Genomic DNA, 17,397 nt, shown 5'->3' on the forward strand with positions numbered 1-17,397 from the left:
AAATATTTAGATTTCTGAATATTTGATTTTCCGGCGCTGCCGCTTTGCCGCAGCAACACCTTTTACTTTCTGATGATCACGCCATGACCACCGAATCGCCGCAGCAAGACCTCACCGAAATTACTCTTTCTTCCGAAACCATCGCAGAAGGCGGCATGTTGCTGGTCAAGCGCGACCAGGTGCGTGTGCCCTCGGGCGCTACCAGCCAGCGTGAATATGTCATTCATCCTGGCGCTGTCGTCGTGATCCCGGTGCTGGATAACGGCAACTTGTTGTTGGAGCGCCAGTTCCGCTATCCCTTGCACCAGGTGTTTATTGAATTCCCTGCGGGCAAGATAGATGCAGGTGAGCCGCACTTTGAAACTGGCAAGCGTGAGCTGCTGGAAGAAACAGGTTACAGCGCCAGCGAGTGGATATATCTGGGCATGCAACATCCGTGCATAGGCTATTCCAATGAAGTGATTTACATCTATCTGGCGCGCGGTTTGGTGGCTGGGCAGCACCAGCGTGATGAAGATGAAGCCATGCATGTGTTTGAGGCCAGCCTGGCGCAATGCCTGCAGATGGTGCAGAACGGCGAAATGACCGATGGCAAAAGCATAGTGGCGCTGTTCCATGCTGAAAAATTCCTTAATGGAAGCTGGCCTGGAAAGCGCATGCCATGAGTCATGTATTAATTGCTGGCTTTGGTGATTTGGGGCAAGAACTCGCGCGCCGCTTGCAGCTAGCTGGGCATCAAACCACGGGCCTCCGTCGCAACGCCGGGGAGAGTGAGGGCGTCATCAGTGCGGATGTCAGCAATCCAGAAACCCTGCATACGCTGGCGGAATTAAAGCCCGATATTCTGGTGTATTGCGTCGCAGCCAGCGAGCATAGCGATGAAAACTATAGGCTTAGCTATGTCGAAGGCTTGCGCAATGTGCTGGCCGCGCTGGCTAGTGTGACCTTACGACATATCTTCTTTGTTTCCAGCACTGGGGTCTATGGCCAGGAAACCCAGGATGTGCTGGATGAAACCACCCCGGCAATCGCCACCGAGTTCAGCGGTGTGCGCATGCTGGAGGCCGAGGCCTTGCTGCAGGGTTTGCCTGCGACTGTGTTACGTTTTTCCGGCATTTATGGCCCAGGGCGTTTACGCATGATTACGCTGGCACGCGAGCCGCAGAAATGGCCACCACGTAACGGCTGGACCAACCGTATACACCGCGATGATGGTGCCGCTTTTATAGTCTACCTGATTGCTCAGCTCGGGCAGCAGCCACTGGCTGCGCTTTACGTGGTGACAGATCACCAGCCTTTGCCTATGTATGATTTGCTGCACTGGCTGGCGGCCCAACAAGGGGTAGAGGCCAATGCGGTCACAGTGCCCGCAGTCTCTGGTAACAAGCGACTGAGTAACCAGCGCATGCTGGCAACAGGCTACGCGTTTATCTACCCTGATTATGTGGCAGGATATACCGCACTATTGGCCGATTTACCTGCTGGGTGATCAAGAGATCAATGCTGCATTTGCCCGCAAATTCATCCGCAAATCTGCCTGCCTAAATCTCATTACCAGTCTTGATACAAACGCCATGGTTTTGCCATGGCGTTTTTGTTTTTGGGCGCTAGTAGTAAAAAATCGCCAGCCTCACTTCAGCCACAAGAAATTCAGCCTCAAAAAAATCCTTAGTCACCGCGGGTGAAACTCCCGGCGATTCCCGCCCCATCTCCAGCCCATAAAACAGATGCTTAGCTGAACTTGCTCAAGCTGGGCATCACGCACTGACTGCCAATACTGACTAGTCACCATGAGTTAGCCATGGTTTACCTGTGAACTCTTTCCCGACTCATCGGGAATCTTTCATCTGTTGTACTTGTTACAAATTGTTAAAAATTGTTTCCGCCGAGTAACAACCGTCGGCAGGGAGTTTGTAATCAAACCAGAATGAGGAGAAGTATATGAAAGGCAGAGTAACCAACGTCGGTATCGGCGCTGCTGTCGGCAGTTTGCTGGTACTTGCGACGATGCAAGGTGCTCAGGCGAATTCCGATTTGCAGAATTTGACCAAGAATGCAGATAACTGGGCATTGCAAACTGGTAATTTTACCGGTCAGCACAATAGCACACTGAACCAGATCAACAAAAACAACGTCAAGAACCTGAAGGCCGCTTGGTCCTTCTCTACTGGCGTTCTGCACGGTCACGAGGGTGCGCCTCTGGTGATCGGCGACATGATGTACATTCACAGTGCCTTCCCTAACAACACTTTTGCGGTCAATCTGAATGACCCAGGCGTGATTGCATGGCAGCACAAGCCTAAGCAAGTGGCTTCCGTTAAAGCGGTTGCCTGCTGCGATATCGTAAACCGTGGCCTGGCTTATGGCGATGGCAAGATCATCAAGACTCAACTTGACGGCAAGCTGGTGGCATTGGATGCCAAGAGCGGCAAGATCGCTTGGGAAATCGAAGTCTGTGATCCTAAGGTTGGCGCAACCCTGACACAAGCTCCATTCATCGCTAAGAACACCGTGCTGGTGGGCTGCTCCGGTGCTGAGTTGGGTGTTCGTGGTGCTGTGAACTCCTTCAACCTCAAGACTGGTGAACTGCAATGGCGTGCCTTTGCAACTGGCCCTGACGAAGAAGTTAAGCTGGCGAAGAACTTCAACAGCGACAATCCTCACTACGGTCAATTTGGCCTGGGTCTGAAGACCTGGGAAGGCGACGCTTGGAAAATCGGTGGCGGTACTAACTGGGGTTGGTATGCATACGATCCTAAGCTGAACCTGTTCTACTACGGTTCTGGTAACCCAGCACCATGGAACGAAACCATGCGTCCTGGCGACAACAAGTGGACCATGACTATCTGGGCACGTGACCTGGATACAGGCGAAGCCAAGTGGGGCTACCAAAAGACTCCTCATGACGAATGGGACTTTGCTGGTGTGAACCAGATGATCCTGTCCGATCACAAGGTTGACGGCAAGGTAACACCTCTGCTGACCCACATTGACCGTAACGGCATCATGTACACCCTGAACCGTGACAACGGTAACCTGGTACAAGCTGCCAAGGTTGATCCAGCTGTGAACGTGTTCAAGAAGGTTGACCTCAAGACTGGTACTCCAGTACGTGATCCTGAGTTCAGCACACGCATGGACCACAAGAGCACCAACGTTTGTCCTTCCGCTATGGGCTTCCATAACCAAGGTCTGGACGCATTGGATCTGGACGAGCCTATCGTTTACGCCGGTCTGAACCACATTTGTATGGATTGGGAGCCGTTCATGCTGCCATACCGTGCAGGTCAGTTCTTCGTTGGCGCAACCTTGGCGATGTACCCAGGACCTAGCGGCCCAACCAAGAAGGAAATGGGTCAAGTACGTGCCATGGACATCGTGACTGGCAAGTACAAGTGGACCAAGTGGGAGAAGTTCGCTGTTTGGGGCGGTACGCTGGCTACCAAGGGCGGTCTGGTTGCTTACAACACACTTGATGGTTACATCAAGACTCTGGACAAGGACAACGGTAAGGAACTGTGGAAGTTCAAGATGCCATCCGGTGGTATCGGCGCTCCTATGACCTACCAGTCAAGGGTAAGCAATACATCGGTTCCATGTACGGTGTAGGCGGTTGGCCTGGTGTTGGTCTGGTATTTGACTTGACCGATCCTAGCGCTGGTCTGGGTGCTGTAGGTGCCTTCAAGGAACTGCAGAACCACACACAAATGGGCGGTGGCCTGATGGTGTTCAGCCTGTAATCAGTTGCTGATTATTAGCTGATGTCATGTGCCGGGGCAGAGGTTCTGCCCCGGCATCTCAGTAAGCAAGAGTGTTTTGGAATCAAGCCCACATGAAGCAATTTGTTAGCAAGAAATCCTGTAGTACAGGCATTAAGACAGGCATGAAGATGTTGGTGGCTGGTTTGCTTGGCAGTGTGATGCTGCAAGCCCAGGCTCAAGAAGAACTCAAGGTGTGTGCGGGTAAGGATGAACTGCCTTATTCAAACGACAAGCAACAGGGGTTTGAAAACGAGATTGCCAAAGTCATAGGCAAGGCATTGGACCGCAAGGTGAGCTTTGTTTGGTGGCCAGATGCACGTTATGCAGTGCGTGATTTCCTCGACAAAAAGCAATGTGATGTGCTGATGGGCTTGGACAAGGGTGATCCGCGTGTCACTACCACCCAAACCTATTACAAGTCCGGCTATGTATTTGTTAGCCGTACCGATAGAGAGATCGATATCAAGTCCTGGGATCACCCATATCTCAAGGAACGTAATTTCAGGCTCGGCTTCCTGCCGGATAGTCCTGCCAAGAACATGATGCTGGAGATTGGTCGTTTCGACGATATGTTCGATTACCTGACCGAGCTCACAGATTTTAAATCCACCCGTAATCGCTACATCAAGATCGATGAGCGCAAGTTGGTGGACGATGTTGCCAATAAAACCCTGCACGCTGCGGCATTGTGGGGCCCATCCGTGGGTAAGTATGTGGCGGAGTCCAAGACACCATTGACCATGGTGTTGATCGAGGACAACGCCAAGCGTGCCAATGGCAGCAAGATACCTATGCAGTATGAAGTGGTCATGGGGGTAAGGCGTGGTGATGAGGCCCTCAAGTCAGCGCTGGATAAAGCCATTACGTCCAGTCAGCAAGAGATCGATGCCATCCTGAAAAGGGAAGGCGTACCCCTCTTGCCTATTTAGTTTCTTTGTAACTCCGGGGTAGTCAATGTTTAAAAAATTAGCAGTAGTCGGTGGGTTGAGCGTGTTTCTCGCATCTGGGTTTGCCCTGATGCCAGCACAGGCAGACCTGGATTTTCGCGGCACCATTTCTGGTGAGCCGCTAGATTTTACGGGTGAAACCGAGAGTGAAGCGTTCAAGGAATTCAAGAATACCGGCGTGAATCCTTACAACGGCAAGCAGGAAGAGATGAACAAGGGTTATGTGATCTTTGCTACCGCATGTTCCGGCTGCCATGGTCACTTGGCCGAAGGTAAGCTGGGCCCAGCCTTGAGTGATGATTACTGGACCTATCCTACCAATCTGGAAGACAAGGGCTTGTTCGAGACCATCTACGGCGGTGCTGCCGGTCAGATGGGCCCGCAACAAGGCTTGCTTGAGCCAGATGAAATCCTGCATGTGATGAGCTGGGTTCGTGGCTTGCAGAACGATAAGGAAAAAGCGAAGAAGGCAGTGGATACCTTCGAGCATAGAAACGGCTAACAGATGGAATCTTGCCGGGCTGCTGACTGGTGGCACCCGGCAGAACAGTAGTACCACCAGCAACCATAACACAAGGAGATATCAATGAAGCGCGTTTTGACATTAGTAGCAACCGTAGGTGCGATGGTTGCCTCAGGCCTGGCTTTCTCTTACGACGGCCAAACCTGTAAAGAAGCTGGCAATTGCTGGGAAGCCAAGCCTGGCTATCCAGAAAAGATTGCTGGTTCCAAGTATGACCCTAAGCACGAAGCTGCTGAACTCAGCAAGCAAGAAGCTGCTATCAAGGCTATCGACGAACGCAATGCCAAGCGCATTGCCAATGCCAAGGCAACTGGTTCCTTCAAGTTTGACGTGAAGTAAGCTGGGCTGATACCAAAGGCTGATGCTCTTGATCGGGCATCAGCTTTTTTTACAGACAGCCGCTGGCTATCCAAGTGGTTATCCCAAGCGCATTTGCAGGCTTAAGAGCGCATCAGCATGAATGTTAAGTGCACTTCAGATAACACCTTCCCACAGAAATCACCGTCTCAATCGAACACTTCAGTCATCAGGACATGAGCATGCAAGCAAACATCAATTTGAATGAATGGCGCGAACGCGCGCTGGCATTTGAGCAGGCTACCAACCAAGTCGTGCTCGGTCTGGAACAGCAAGTCCGTGCGCTGACCATTGCGATTTTCTCGCGTGGACATGTATTGCTGGAGGGCGATGTGGGCGTGGGCAAGACCACGCTGCTGAAAGCGGCATCGCGCTTGCTGGGCGGGGCCTATCAGCGCATAGAAGGTGCCATAGACCTGATGCCTGGCGATTTTCTCTACCATGCGTATATCGATGAAAAAGGCCAACCTGCGGTGGCCCCAGGCCCATTGCTCAGACATGACAATGAGCTGGCAGTGTTCTTCTTTAACGAAATCAACCGTGCCCGGCCACAGGCGCATTCCTTGTTACTGAGGCTGATGGCCGAGCGTAGCGTCAATGCCTTCAACCGGGATTATGCTTTCCCGCACCTCACGGTGTTTGCTGACCGTAACCGCCTGGAACGTGAGGAAACTTTTGAGTTACCCGCTGCTGCACGTGACCGCTTCTTTATGGAAATTTCCGTCAATGCGCCAGAAGACAGGGCATTGCAGCGCGATTTGATGTTCAACACCCGCTTTCATGATGCGGATGCCTTGATCAATACCCTGGAATCTGGCCTGGTGCCTTATGACCAGCTCAACGCCGTAGCCGAGCAGGTGCAGGCTAGTGTGCGGGCTGAGCTGGCCTTGCAGGATTACGCCGTCAATCTTTGGCAGGCATTGCGCCACCCGAGCGCATAGGGGTTGAGATTGAAGATGTGGATGTGAGCCGGCTGGTGGCAGGTGGTGCCAGCCCGCGTGGCATGGCCATGCTGATGCGTGCAGCACGTACCCGTGCTTGGCTGGAGGGCAGGGGTTTCCTCACTCCAGATGATATCCGTGCGGTATTCAGTGCAACCGTAGGTCACCGCGTGTTCTTCAATGCGGCTTATGAACTGCGCCGCGACGAGATTGCCCCGGCTTTACTGGCGGGCGTACTCAATCATATTCCTGCGCCTTAACGAGTGACATTCCTCATAGGCAGGTCTTATTTTGGCTAGTTTCACACCCCAGGAATTCTATTACCACTTGCGCTGGCGCGCGCGCGGCGCGCAGCCTGGCGCGCATGCCACCCGCACACCGGGTAGCGGTGCGGATTTTGCCGGGCATGTGCCGTTTATGGATAACCCTGACCCACGGCGGCTGGATTTACGCGCCAGTTTGCGGGTGATCCCTCGACGCTATGTGGTGCGCAGCTTCTTTGAGCGTGGCGCCATCAATGTCTATGCCGTGGTCGATGTGTCGGCTCCATGCGCTTTGCAGGCAATGCTGAGAAAAAGCGCTTGCTGGCCGAGATTGCCGCTTCCATTGCCTGGTCCAGCACGCGCCATGGCGATGCCTTCTCGCTACTGGCTTGCGATGACAAGCTGCACCAGGAGTTATGCAGCCCGCCTTCACATAGACGTGGCCAGGCCCAGGAGCTGCACCGGCAGTTATTGCAAGCCGAGATTAGGCCGCAGGCAGGCAGCACGGCCTTGCCGCGCGCGGTGGAGCAGATACGCGCTAGCCGATCATTGGTGTTTCTGGTGTCGGATTTCCATCTGGACGCGAGCTTGCTCAAACAGACCTTGAACAGCTATTCCGCCCATGATGTGGTGCCTGTGGTGCTGTGGGACAGCAGTGAATATCGGGATTTGCCGGATTGGGGTTGGGCCAGGGTGCGTGACCTGGAAGGTGGCGGCGAAAGATCCTTGTTTTTGCGCGCGGGCCTCAAGCGCGAGATCGCGCAAAGTTATCTGGCGCGACAGGAAGAACTCAAAACTTTGTGCCGCCAATATGGGGCCAGGGCGCCATTTTTTGTTGAAGACAAGTTTGATGCGGGATTGCTGACGCGTCATCTTCTGGAGGCTAGCTGATGAGATCTCTATTGCTGTTATTGCTGGCTTTGACGCCCATGTCTGCATGGACTGCGGAAGATGAGGCTGCAACAACCCAGGCTGTAGAAAAACCCCCTATTGAAAAAACGCGCATTGAAAAAAATATCAATGCGCAATCTTTCGTGCGCGATGTTGGTTACCGCGTGGGGGATGTGGTGAGCCAGCGCGTGGAAGTGATTACCCCCGCAGGCTATACACTGGATGAGGCTTCCCTGCCCAAACGCCTGGGGGCTGGTGCGCATATCGAGTTGCGCCAAGTGACGCAGGAAGCCAGCAGTGTTGCCCAAGGCATCAAACATAGCCTCACCTTCGAGTGGCAGGTGTTCCGCACCTTGCGCGATGTCAGGCCTATTCCTTTGCGCGCTCTGGAGCTGACATTCCGCCATGGTGATGATGTGCTGGTGGCCAATGTACAAGCGCTGAAGTGTTGATGGCTCCTATGCTGCCTACCATGCTTACCAAGGAACAAGCCACGCCACGCGCTGCCATTGCGCCGCAGGCAGAGCCGTTGCAGCCTTATTGGTGGCGCTTGAGTGCCTCATTGCTGGCATTGTTGCTGGCCGGATTATATTTTGCCTGGCGTTTTGATCTGCTGCCTGCCTGGATGACGGGCCAGCAACAGGCGCGGCCGTTCCGCAAGGCGGCCAGGGCCATACGCCAGCAGGGCAAGCAAGCGCATGGCTTGCAGGAGTCGATGCGGATTTTGAGCCGGGCGTTTAATGATTACGCAGGCAAGGCAGTCACACCTGAAGGCCTGCAGGCGTTTTTCCAGCGCCACCCTGAGCTGCAAAGCCTGCAAAGCGACATTAGCCAGTTTTATGCCGCCACTCAGCAAGTGTTTTTTGCGGGCAATAGCAATGCCATGCAACAGCCTGAAGTGGCACGCCTGGCAAGGCAGTTGAGCTTGCTGGAGACGCCGTGAGCGGATATCTGCAAAGCATGGGCGCCGGGCTGCAAAGTCCGGGCTGGCTGGTATTGCTGCTGTTGGCGCTGGTGCCCTTGCTGGTGCGTGGCCATCAGGCTTTTGCCTACCCTGCGGTCAGCCGTTTGCCACACGATGAGCTGTCAGTGTGGATAGAACGTTTCTGGCGTGCAGCCGGAGCTTGGCAATTGCAGCCTTGGCCATTGCCTTATCTGGCCCCTATTGGGGCGAGCAGCAGCTGGAGAAAGTTGGCAGGGGCGCCCATATCATGGTGGTGCTGGACCGCAGTGCCAGTATGAATGACAGCTTTGCCGATACCCGCGCCAAGAGTGATGGCGAGTCCAAGATGGCAGCGGCCAGACGCGTGTTGCAGTCTTTTGTTGCACAAAGCCGCGAGGATTTGCTGGGGATGGTGACTTTTAGTACCTCGCCGATTCTGGTGGCACCCCTGGGTGGGGACCGTGAAGCGGTGCTGGCGGCGCTCAAGGCTACTGAGGCCGGAGGCATGGGCTTTACCGCTGTGGCGCGCGGCCTGGGCATGGCGCTGGATTATTTTGAGGGCAGGCCAGTCAGCGGTGCGCGCGCCATTCTTCTGGTGTCTGACGGTGGGGCGCATCTGGACATCAAAACCCAGGACTTGCTGCGCGAAATGTTCCATAGACAGGGCGCTTCCCTGTATTGGGTTTATCTGCGCTCTGCCAATGGTGCCAGCCTTAAGGACGCGCCCGAGGATGAAAACCGCGATGCTTACCCTGAATATCAATTACACGAGTATTTTCAGTCGCTGGGCGTGAATTACCACGTCTATGAAGCCGAAAGCCCGAAGGCGGTGGAAGAGGCGCTGGCGGATATTGCCCAACTGAAGAATCAGCCGGTGAAATATTTCGAATCTGCCGCCCGGCAGGATTTGAGTTGGATGTTTTACCTGCTGGCACTGCTGTGTGCCGCAGCCTTGTTTGCCCTACACCTGACGGAGGTTAAAAAATGGCGCGCCGCTTGAGACTGTTGCCGTGGATGCTGCTTTTGCTGCTGCTATCCCTGACTGGGGTGCTGTTCAGCAGTATCAGCCTTTACCAGGCGCACGCATACAACCAGGCACTCGCAGCCGGAGAGGTGCAAAAAGGCGATGATGCACGTGCATTGTTTGCCAATGCCTGGCTGCTGGCAGAGCAGGGGCAAACCGATAAGGCGCTGGCAACCTACGTTGAAGCTGCTGCCAAGGGCGGTGATGCACTGCGCAAGGCCGCACTGTTTAATTCCGGCAATCTCTACCTGACGCAAAGCGTGGATATTCTTGAGGGCGAGGGCTATGTGGCCTGGGATAAGGTTGGGCCGCTGATGTCCTTGTGCAAGGAAAACTACAGCAAGGCCTTGCTGATAGACCCTGAGTGGATAGACGCCAAGTACAACCTGGAGCTGGCCTTGCGTCTCTCGCCCTCGTTTGCCGGAGTGAAAACCCCCAACCGCTATAACGAAGAAGATGACGAAGTAGACGAGGCCGAGAAACGCCCGGACGGCTGGCCTTCGATTCCCGGCTTCCCCAGGGGCATGCCTTGAGTCTGCAGCGCCTCAACCCCAAGCAGCTTGACTGGCGCGGGCGCGGCATGTTGCTGACGCTGGTGCTGTTGCTGATTGCCATGCTGGCACCAAGCGCCACTTTGCCCAGGCGGGTGTTTGACTGGTTTTTTGTGCTGGATATCACCCAGAGCATGAATGTGCGCGATTACACGCTGGATGGCAAAAGCATCAGCCGCCTGGAGTTTTCCAAAAAGACCATGCGTGAAGCCTTGCGTGATCTGCCTTGTGGCTCCATGGTGGCGCTGGGTATGTTTACCGAGCGTGGCACACAGAATATTGTGCAGCCGCTGGAGGTGTGCGCGCATTTCTCGGCACTGGATCAAACCATAGATCATATGGACTGGCGCATGGCCTGGGCGGCGGATTCGTTTATTACCCATGGTGTGCTGTCTGCTGCCAGCCTCACGCCCAAGCTGGGTGAAGATATGCGCCTGGCTTTCTTTACTGATGGTCACCAGGCACCACCATCCAACCCTGATTACTTACCCAAATATGAAGGCAAGCCTGGTGATATCAAAGGCTATTTGCTTGGCACCGGCAAGGAGGAGCTAAGCCGCATCCCCAAGCTGGATGAGCATGACAACATCATCGGCTATTGGGAGCTGGAGGAGGTGATGCGCTTTGCCACTTTTGGCATGTTTACCTCTAAATCCGTGGCGGACATGGAATCGGACATGACGGTAGAGGCCGATGACGATGGCCTCAACCGCCGCAATGCCTCGCATGGCCGTAACCCGGCCGAGGACACCAAGGCCAATCTTTCCGGTTTGGATAACAAAACCCTGCAGCATCTGGCGGAAACCACAGGCTTGCAATATGAGCCTTTGCAGAGCCTGCGCGGATTTGCGCGTGATGCCACCGCGCATGAGATGGCCACCTGGCGTTCTGGCAAAACTGACCTGCGCCCCTGGCTGGCTGTGCCTGCCCTGCTGCTGATATTGGCGTTTTTCCTGCCACCCCGGTTTTTTACTTTCACTTTCGCTTTCGTTCAACAACTTTTGAGGGTTAAACAACCATGAAACTATTAATTGCACTGCTGAGCCTTGCCATTGCCGCCCCTGCATTGGCCCATGGCCCAACACCACGCAAGACCGATGAGACGGTGACGGTCAAGGCCGCGCCTGATGCGGTGTGGGCTAAAGTGGCTGAACCTTGTGGCATTGCCAAATGGCACCCTGAAGTCAAAGCCTGCGAAGTGGTGGATGACAAGACCAGCAATATCACGCTCAAGAATGGCGGCAAGTTACAACAGCAGATTGATGAGCTGGATGTGGCTGGCAAGACTATCAATTACCGCCTGGGTGGCGAGATTGCGCTGGAAGCCTTGCCTGTGAGTTCATTGACTGGCCGCATCAAGGTTGAAGCTGATGGCAGCAACAGCAAGGTGAGCTGGATGGCGCGTTTCTACCGTTTTGATACTGGCAATGAACCGCCTGAAGGCCAGGATGACGAGACTGCACAAAATGCAGTGGATGGTTTTATCAAGGCAGGTTTGGCTGGGCTGGAATCCAGCAAGTAATGCTGCATAAGCATTTGCACTAAGTACAAAGGGGCTGTTTAGCCCCTTTGTTTTTTCTGCCTCTAGCCAGTCTCAGCCATTTTCTTCTGCTGAGCGTGTCCGTGTGCGTATGCGTTCCAGCAAACCCTGCAAATGCTTGAGCTCGGTATAGGGGTTCATCAAGGTGCAGCGTAGCCAGAGCGTGCCCGATATCTCCACCTGGCTCAAATGATAATCCCCACCTTGCAACAACTGCAGGCGTAGCCAGCTTTGCAGGCGGTTGCTCTGTGCCGCATCTGTGCGGTAGCGGAAGCAGACAATATTGGTCTGCGGGCGCATCAATAATTCGAAATCCGGCGCTTGTGCCAATGCATCTGCAAAGCTGCTGGCCAGCGCAAACACATGGTCCAGCAACTGCGCCATGCCTTGACGGCCATAGAGCTTGAAAGCCGCCAGCAGCTTGAGCCCCATCATGCGTTTGGTGCATTCCAAAGTGCGGTAGCTGGTGTTGTAGTCCAGCGCTGCATCCTCACCATGAAACAGATAGGAGGCATCCTGTGCAAACGCCAGGTAACTATGCCTAGCCTCGCGGAACAGCACCGCAGAAACAGCGGCAGGCATATACAGTAGCTTGTGGCCATCCCAGGTGACGGAATCTGCCAAGGCTATGCCTTGCAGCTTGTGAGCATGTTGGGTGGATAAAAGTGCGGAGGCACCATGCGCACCATCCACATGTAGCCATAGCTGCTGTGCCTGGCAAAACGCGGCAATGTCTTGCAGTGGATCTATGCTGCCCGTGGCGGTGCAGCCTGCACTGGCTACTACGGCCATCACTATCTCACCGTGTTGTAGGCAGCTAGCATGCAGGCGCGCTAGGTCTGCCATATCCATACGCCCCTGCGCATCTACCGCTACCGCCAGTACCGCATCGGTACCCAGCCCCATGATGCCTGCCGCACGGCTGATGGAGTAATGCGCAAGGCTTGAGGTGAGTATGCGCAGTTGTGGCGCATGCTTAACCCCGCTGCGCCAGACATCTACACCATGTTGTCGCGCGGCCAGCAAGGCTGTGAGGTTGGCCTGGGCACCGCCAGAGGTGAGTATGCCAGCGCTGCCGCTATCACTATGCCAGCCAACAGCCCGCTCAGCCAGCGTATCACCTGACGTTCGATCAGCGTGGCGGCAGGGCCGGTTTCGTACACTGGCATGGCCTGATTGGCCAGGCTGGCCACTAGATCGCAGAGGGCGGCAAGCGGCAGGGGTGGGGCCAGTTGATGGCCCATGCTGTGGGGGTGGTGGACAGCCAGATTAGCCGGGATTACCTGCTGCGATAGCCAACTTAGCAGAGTGTCAGCATTCAGTTCGGGCTGCTCTGGCATGGGCTGCAACCAGGCTTGCTCCGCCAGCTGCGGCGGCTGCCAGTTTAGCGGCTGACCTTCTCCTGCAAGGTCATGGCTCAATTGCTTGGCCAGCAAGGCGACCAAGGCCTGGCCGCTTGCACGGAATTGCTCGGGGTCAAACATGGCATCACGCCAGGCAAACGATGCAGCAGCTGCAGTGGGCGGCAAGTCTGCGGCGGCAGGCTGATTGCTGGGATTGTCTGCGGGTGGCATCACAAGTTGTCGCTACGCTTGCGGAACCATCCGGTCAGGCTGATACGCGGCTGGCTGGCTGGCAATACCTCATGCCAGAATTGCCCGGAAAGAAATACCACCAAGGTGCCGCCTTCGGGTTGGACATCGATATACGGTTCCGGCTGTTCACCATCAAGATACAAGCGTAATTGGCCTCCATACTGCGGCTGCCAATCCTGATTCAGATACAAGATACAGCTGACCTGGCGCTCTTGGTTGCCACGGAATTGATCCAGATGCTTGTTGTAAACAGCGCCGGGGGGATAAATCGCGAAGTGATTTTCCAGCTCAAACACGCCCAGATAAAAGTGCTGATTAAGTGCCTCGCGCAGTTCTTCCATGCAAGCCGCAAAACTTTGCTGCAAGGCGCTGGCCTGGGCTTGATCCAGCCAATGAATCAAATCACCCCTGACCTGGGTATCCAGTTTGCTGGCTGCGGCACGGCCAGTGCTGGCGTGTTGCAGCTTGCCAGCCGTTTGCAAGGCAAGCGCTTCCGTGCGCAATGCTGGATAAACTCCTTGGGCAGAAACTCAGGAATGACGGCATAACCCTGCTGGGCAATGCCATCAATAATGGCGCTGATATGGGGGTTCAAAACGGCTATGCTCTTGTGGAAAGAATGCCTGACATTATAGCGACTGATGCCCAGGCGCATGCCCTTCAGTTGTGGCAAGTTGGTTTTTATAAGCAAGGATTGCGGGTGCCTGTAGATTAGGCTAGAATGCGCACCTCTTCTGTTTTGCGCAATGTTCTGTGCAAGGCAAGATGCAGACCCGTAGCTCAGCTGGTTAGAGCGCTGCCTTGACATGGCAGAGGTCGATGGTTCGAGTCCATTCGGGTCTACCAAATATTCAAAGCCACCTTGCGGTGGCTTTTTGCTTTTCTGGGCTTGCTCATGCAAGCAAAGCCCAGGCAAGCAGCTGGTTTTATCCCGCTCCTAATTCAAATTACCCCACCCCAGTATGCGTGGTTGTAAACAACCAAATGGTTGCAACCATTTGGCCTTGTATAGCCATGGATGTCTGTATCAGCTATTTACATTTAGTAACATGTTGTTAAAAAACAGCGCCTTATTCCAAGCGCTGGGCCATGGCGCAACTTTTGCTGACATCCACCTCAAGCTGGCTACAAAGCCAGCATTTTCTAGAAAAAACAAGGTGATGGTGAAGGAGAGAGCGTGCTGGTCAGGAGAAGGTTACCTTTAATCGGGGGCGTGGGAGTGGTGTGTGCAGTCATGGCGGTGGGCTGCATTTCAGAAACAATGGCGGCGGATGAGGCAGCTGTGCCTGCTACCACTAACGGGCCTGTAGTGCCAGTTGCCGCAGGTAGTACGCAAGCGGTGCCCGAGCCTGCTATCAAGGTAGATGAGATTGTGGTGAAGGCACCACGGGTGCGTATAGTCAGCCCGCTACCCGGAGTGGGGATAGACAGGGAGCAGGCCGCTACCAATATTCAAAGCGCCACGGCCAAGGAAATCGCCGAATCACGCGCGATCAATATCACTGAGTACATGAACAACAATATGCAGTCGGTGAGTATCAATGACTATGCGGGTAATCCTTTTCAGCAAGACCTCAACTTCCGTGGTTTTACAGCGTCGCCTATGATAGGCACGCCGCAGGGTATCTCGGTTTATCTGGATGGCGTGCGTGTGAATGAGGCGTTTGGCGATGTAGTGAACTGGGATTTGTTGCCCATGAATGCGATTGCTTCCATGGACTTGCTACCTGGTTCCAGCCCTTTGTTTGGCTTGAATACCTTGGGTGGGGCACTGGCGATTCGCACCAAGACCGGATTTACCGATAATTTTGCGCGCGGTGAAATCATCAGCGGCGCCTGGGGTAGGCAGCAGGTTCAGGTCTCCAACGGCGTTAACAATGGCATGTTTGGCCTATTCACGGCTTACAACCATTTCGAGGAAGATGGCTGGCGCCAGAACTCCCCAAGTAATCTGCGCCAGTTATATAACAACGCAACTTTCAAGTTCAGCAAGGGCGAGATTAACCTCAGCGCGCTCAATGTTGATACAGCCTTGACCGGCAATGGCATGTTGCCCTTTGAAATGGCAGAGAACAACCGGAGTTGGGTATTCACTTCACCTGACGAATCAGGCAATAAGTTAGCGCATTACAATCTCAATGGCCGTTGGGATGTCACTGACAGTTTGTCGATCTCGGCCTTGGCCTATAGACGGAATATGCACCAGACGGGGACAAGTGGTGATGTCTATGAGTCTTATCAGCGCTTGATAGGGCGGTATGGCGTTCCGATAGAAAATCCATCAGACCCTTGTTATCAGGTGGTCAGCGAGGCTTGTCCCGACTCCACCAAGTTGAACGGTATGTTCAATCTTTCGCAACTTGATCAGAAGTCCAAAGGCTGGGCTTTGCAATTAATGTGGGAGCTCGGCGCACATCAGGTGACGGCAGGGGTCACTACGGATAGTAACGAGGTGCAATTTCTGCAGAGCCAACAGCTTGCAGAAATCAACGATAACCGCGAAGTGCATTATTCCGATGATCCACGCTATACCTATGGTTCCTGGGGCATCGTGGCTGCCGTGCGTAAAATTATCAGAAATGATCTAGAGGGCAGCAGCCGTACCAAGGCGCTGTTCTTCAGTGATACCTGGTCTCCAAGTGATAATTTGCACATCACTTTTGGTAGCAGGTGGAACTGGTCCAATGTAAAAAATACCCTGATTTCAGACCGTGGCAAGGACTTGTATAACTTTGATACCAGGGATTTTCTGCCTGCACGTAATCGCTGCAAGGGCAGCAGCCCCACCGATAACGCACGCTGGGTTTGTACCGATGGGGATTATGACTACCGTAGTTTCAATCCTTCATTAGGCGCGGTATGGCAGGTAAGTGAGGTTTTTTCCACTTACGCCAATATCAGTAGGGGCGCTCGCGTGCCTACCGTGATTGAGTTGGGGTGCGCGCGGGATTACACCAAGGATAATGAACCTGCGAGCACCAATTACCAATATGGTTGTTCCATCCCGACCTCATTGTCTGCCGACCCTTATCTGAAGCAAATTCGGTCAACGGCCTATGAGCTGGGTTTCCGCGGCCTGGTGGGCGGTTTTAGCTGGAATGTGGGCGCTTTCCGTACCGAGTTGAAGGATGACATCTTGTTTATGCCCTTGGGGCGCAAAAACCGTGGTGTCTTCGATAATTTTGGTGAGACCCTGCGGCAAGGGATAGAAAGCGGCATTGCGGGAGAGTGGGGCAAGAGCCGCTTCAGGCTCAACTACACCTACCTGCTGGCCACCTTCGAATCTCCAGCCAATGCCATTAATCCCAATAACAGCAGCAATACTGCAACCACCACCTTGCAGTCTTACGTCAATATCGAGCCTGGCGATCATCTTCCAGGCATGCCCAGGCACATCATGCAGGCCAGTTGGAATTATCGTTTCACTGAACGATTCGACACCACGCTGAGTATGGTCATGCACTCCTCGGCCTATGTGCGTGGCAATGAAAATAACGAGCACAGGGCGCGGGCTGCCAGTCATACGGTGTACTCAGGCGCAGATCGTGACCCTTACGATTACCTCGGCAGAGGGAGCAACTCGGGTTATGCCGTCTTCAATCTGCGCGCGACCTATAAATTTGATCGCGGCATCACCTTATTCTTCAAGGCTGACAACATCTTCGACAAGGATTATGCGACCGCAGGTGATTTGGGACGTAATCCTTTTGGCGCCAATGGTCAGTTCAACCCTAATACCGAGCAGTGGCAAAACACAACCTTTATTGGCCCCGGAGCACCCAGAGCCATGTGGGTGGGCTTGGCTTTCGACTTGAACTGGAAAAAGCTCGGGGCTAATGGCAAGTAATGGTTTGGTTGTTGGTGGTTGCAACCAGCGACTTTGGTTGCATTTAGCCGCCATCTAGAACTGGCAGCCTGAAAAGAAATGCTCGCCAAGGTGGCACTCATTAGTCCGTATGGACTAATGACTGCGCAAGTACCTAGCAAATTTCGGCTGTAAATCCAGGCATATGTTAATGATTTGTAACATTTTTACATCTTGTCATGAATTTTGGTAGTCA

18 protein-coding genes, 1 tRNA gene and 2 pseudogenes are annotated in these 17,397 nt (G+C 54.0%); 18 read left to right on the forward strand and 3 right to left on the reverse strand.

The genetic code is table 11. From position 1 onward, the window contains the following. Positions 1 to 83: 83 nt before the first annotated feature. From JCM2850_RS12620 to JCM2850_RS12685, 15 genes and pseudogenes are all read left to right on the forward strand, one after another. Complete coding sequence (locus JCM2850_RS12620; RefSeq protein WP_025872275.1) at positions 84 to 665, forward strand: NUDIX domain-containing protein; 582 nt, start codon at positions 84 to 86, stop codon at positions 663 to 665. Further along, positions 662 to 1,489 (forward strand): SDR family oxidoreductase, encoded by an 828-nt coding sequence (locus JCM2850_RS12625; protein ID WP_025872276.1) that lies wholly within the window; start codon positions 662 to 664, stop codon positions 1,487 to 1,489. Before JCM2850_RS12620 ends, JCM2850_RS12625 begins: the two co-directional genes overlap by 4 nt. Positions 1,490 to 1,941: 452 nt before the next feature. Next, a pseudogene (locus JCM2850_RS19180) lies at positions 1,942 to 3,740 on the forward strand (methanol/ethanol family PQQ-dependent dehydrogenase). Positions 3,741 to 3,832: 92 nt separating this feature from the next. After that, positions 3,833 to 4,690: a methanol oxidation system protein MoxJ gene (moxJ, locus tag JCM2850_RS12635; RefSeq protein WP_025872278.1), complete on the forward strand. Its 858-nt coding sequence runs from the start codon at positions 3,833 to 3,835 to the stop codon at positions 4,688 to 4,690. Positions 4,691 to 4,715: 25 nt separating this feature from the next. Further along, the gene (moxG, locus tag JCM2850_RS12640; protein ID WP_025872280.1) at positions 4,716 to 5,210 is read left to right on the forward strand and encodes a cytochrome c(L), periplasmic; all 495 of its coding nucleotides are present in this window, start codon (positions 4,716 to 4,718) and stop codon (positions 5,208 to 5,210) included. Positions 5,211 to 5,294: 84 nt separating this feature from the next. Next, a complete protein-coding gene (locus tag JCM2850_RS12645; protein WP_025872281.1) occupies positions 5,295 to 5,570 on the forward strand; it encodes a methanol dehydrogenase in 276 nt (91 codons plus the stop codon). 200 nt (positions 5,571 to 5,770) lie between these two features. Next, positions 5,771 to 6,789: pseudogene (locus tag JCM2850_RS19185) on the forward strand (AAA family ATPase). A gap of 288 nt (positions 6,790 to 7,077) precedes the next feature. Beyond that, positions 7,078 to 7,683 carry a DUF58 domain-containing protein gene (locus tag JCM2850_RS19190; RefSeq protein ID WP_234406248.1) on the forward strand — a complete coding sequence of 202 codons (606 nt, stop codon included), beginning with the start codon at positions 7,078 to 7,080 and terminating at the stop codon, positions 7,681 to 7,683. Continuing rightward, on the forward strand, positions 7,683 to 8,135 hold the full coding sequence (locus JCM2850_RS12660; RefSeq protein WP_025872283.1) for a hypothetical protein: 453 nt from the start codon (positions 7,683 to 7,685) through the stop codon (positions 8,133 to 8,135). Before JCM2850_RS19190 ends, JCM2850_RS12660 begins: the two co-directional genes overlap by 1 nt. A gap of 20 nt (positions 8,136 to 8,155) precedes the next feature. Continuing rightward, positions 8,156 to 8,626, forward strand: coding sequence for a hypothetical protein (locus JCM2850_RS12665; protein WP_159105170.1), 471 nt, complete (start codon positions 8,156 to 8,158; stop codon positions 8,624 to 8,626). Next, positions 8,623 to 8,925 (forward strand): hypothetical protein, encoded by a 303-nt coding sequence (locus JCM2850_RS22935; RefSeq protein ID WP_234406249.1) that lies wholly within the window; start codon positions 8,623 to 8,625, stop codon positions 8,923 to 8,925. The genes JCM2850_RS12665 and JCM2850_RS22935 overlap by 4 nt, the downstream gene beginning before the upstream one ends. Further along, positions 8,895 to 9,626 (forward strand): vWA domain-containing protein, encoded by a 732-nt coding sequence (locus tag JCM2850_RS19195; protein WP_234406250.1) that lies wholly within the window; start codon positions 8,895 to 8,897, stop codon positions 9,624 to 9,626. The genes JCM2850_RS22935 and JCM2850_RS19195 overlap by 31 nt, the downstream gene beginning before the upstream one ends. After that, positions 9,611 to 10,183: a hypothetical protein gene (locus JCM2850_RS12675; protein ID WP_025872287.1), complete on the forward strand. Its 573-nt coding sequence runs from the start codon at positions 9,611 to 9,613 to the stop codon at positions 10,181 to 10,183. The genes JCM2850_RS19195 and JCM2850_RS12675 overlap by 16 nt, the downstream gene beginning before the upstream one ends. Further along, the gene (locus tag JCM2850_RS12680; protein WP_025872289.1) at positions 10,180 to 11,223 is read left to right on the forward strand and encodes an MxaL protein; all 1,044 of its coding nucleotides are present in this window, start codon (positions 10,180 to 10,182) and stop codon (positions 11,221 to 11,223) included. Before JCM2850_RS12675 ends, JCM2850_RS12680 begins: the two co-directional genes overlap by 4 nt. Then, on the forward strand, positions 11,220 to 11,723 hold the full coding sequence (locus JCM2850_RS12685; RefSeq protein WP_025872291.1) for an SRPBCC family protein: 504 nt from the start codon (positions 11,220 to 11,222) through the stop codon (positions 11,721 to 11,723). The genes JCM2850_RS12680 and JCM2850_RS12685 overlap by 4 nt, the downstream gene beginning before the upstream one ends. 72 nt (positions 11,724 to 11,795) lie before the next feature. On the opposite strand, the gene JCM2850_RS22940 is transcribed toward JCM2850_RS12685, so the two are convergent. From JCM2850_RS22940 to JCM2850_RS19205, 3 genes are read right to left on the reverse strand one after another with little or no spacing between them, the layout of a single operon-like run. Beyond that, positions 11,796 to 12,767 (reverse strand): pyridoxal phosphate-dependent decarboxylase family protein, encoded by a 972-nt coding sequence (locus JCM2850_RS22940; RefSeq protein WP_234406251.1) that lies wholly within the window; start codon positions 12,765 to 12,767, stop codon positions 11,796 to 11,798. Continuing rightward, complete coding sequence (locus tag JCM2850_RS22945; RefSeq protein ID WP_234406252.1) at positions 12,740 to 13,318, reverse strand: hypothetical protein; 579 nt, start codon at positions 13,316 to 13,318, stop codon at positions 12,740 to 12,742. Before JCM2850_RS22945 ends, JCM2850_RS22940 begins: the two co-directional genes overlap by 28 nt. After that, the gene (locus tag JCM2850_RS19205) at positions 13,315 to 13,839 is read right to left on the reverse strand and encodes a 2OG-Fe(II) oxygenase (protein WP_234406253.1); all 525 of its coding nucleotides are present in this window, start codon (positions 13,837 to 13,839) and stop codon (positions 13,315 to 13,317) included. The genes JCM2850_RS22945 and JCM2850_RS19205 overlap by 4 nt, the downstream gene beginning before the upstream one ends. On the opposite strand from JCM2850_RS19205, the gene JCM2850_RS22950 reads away from it, so the two are divergent. The 3 genes from JCM2850_RS22950 (at position 13,839) to JCM2850_RS12710 (ending at position 17,183) form a co-directional block, all read left to right on the forward strand. Beyond that, on the forward strand, positions 13,839 to 14,051 hold the full coding sequence (locus JCM2850_RS22950) for a hypothetical protein (RefSeq protein ID WP_234406254.1): 213 nt from the start codon (positions 13,839 to 13,841) through the stop codon (positions 14,049 to 14,051). The two genes, JCM2850_RS19205 and JCM2850_RS22950, sit on opposite strands and share 1 nt — an antisense overlap. A 54-nt stretch (positions 14,052 to 14,105) precedes the next feature. Then, positions 14,106 to 14,182: transfer RNA gene (locus tag JCM2850_RS12700), tRNA-Val, on the forward strand. Positions 14,183 to 14,618: 436 nt separating this feature from the next. Then, positions 14,619 to 17,183, forward strand: coding sequence for a TonB-dependent receptor (locus JCM2850_RS12710; RefSeq protein ID WP_036266206.1), 2,565 nt, complete (start codon positions 14,619 to 14,621; stop codon positions 17,181 to 17,183). Positions 17,184 to 17,397 lie beyond the last annotated feature (214 nt).

Origin of the sequence: Methylobacillus glycogenes JCM 2850, assembly GCF_000617925.1 — a bacterium.
Taxonomy (GTDB): domain Bacteria; phylum Pseudomonadota; class Gammaproteobacteria; order Burkholderiales; family Methylophilaceae; genus Methylobacillus; species Methylobacillus glycogenes.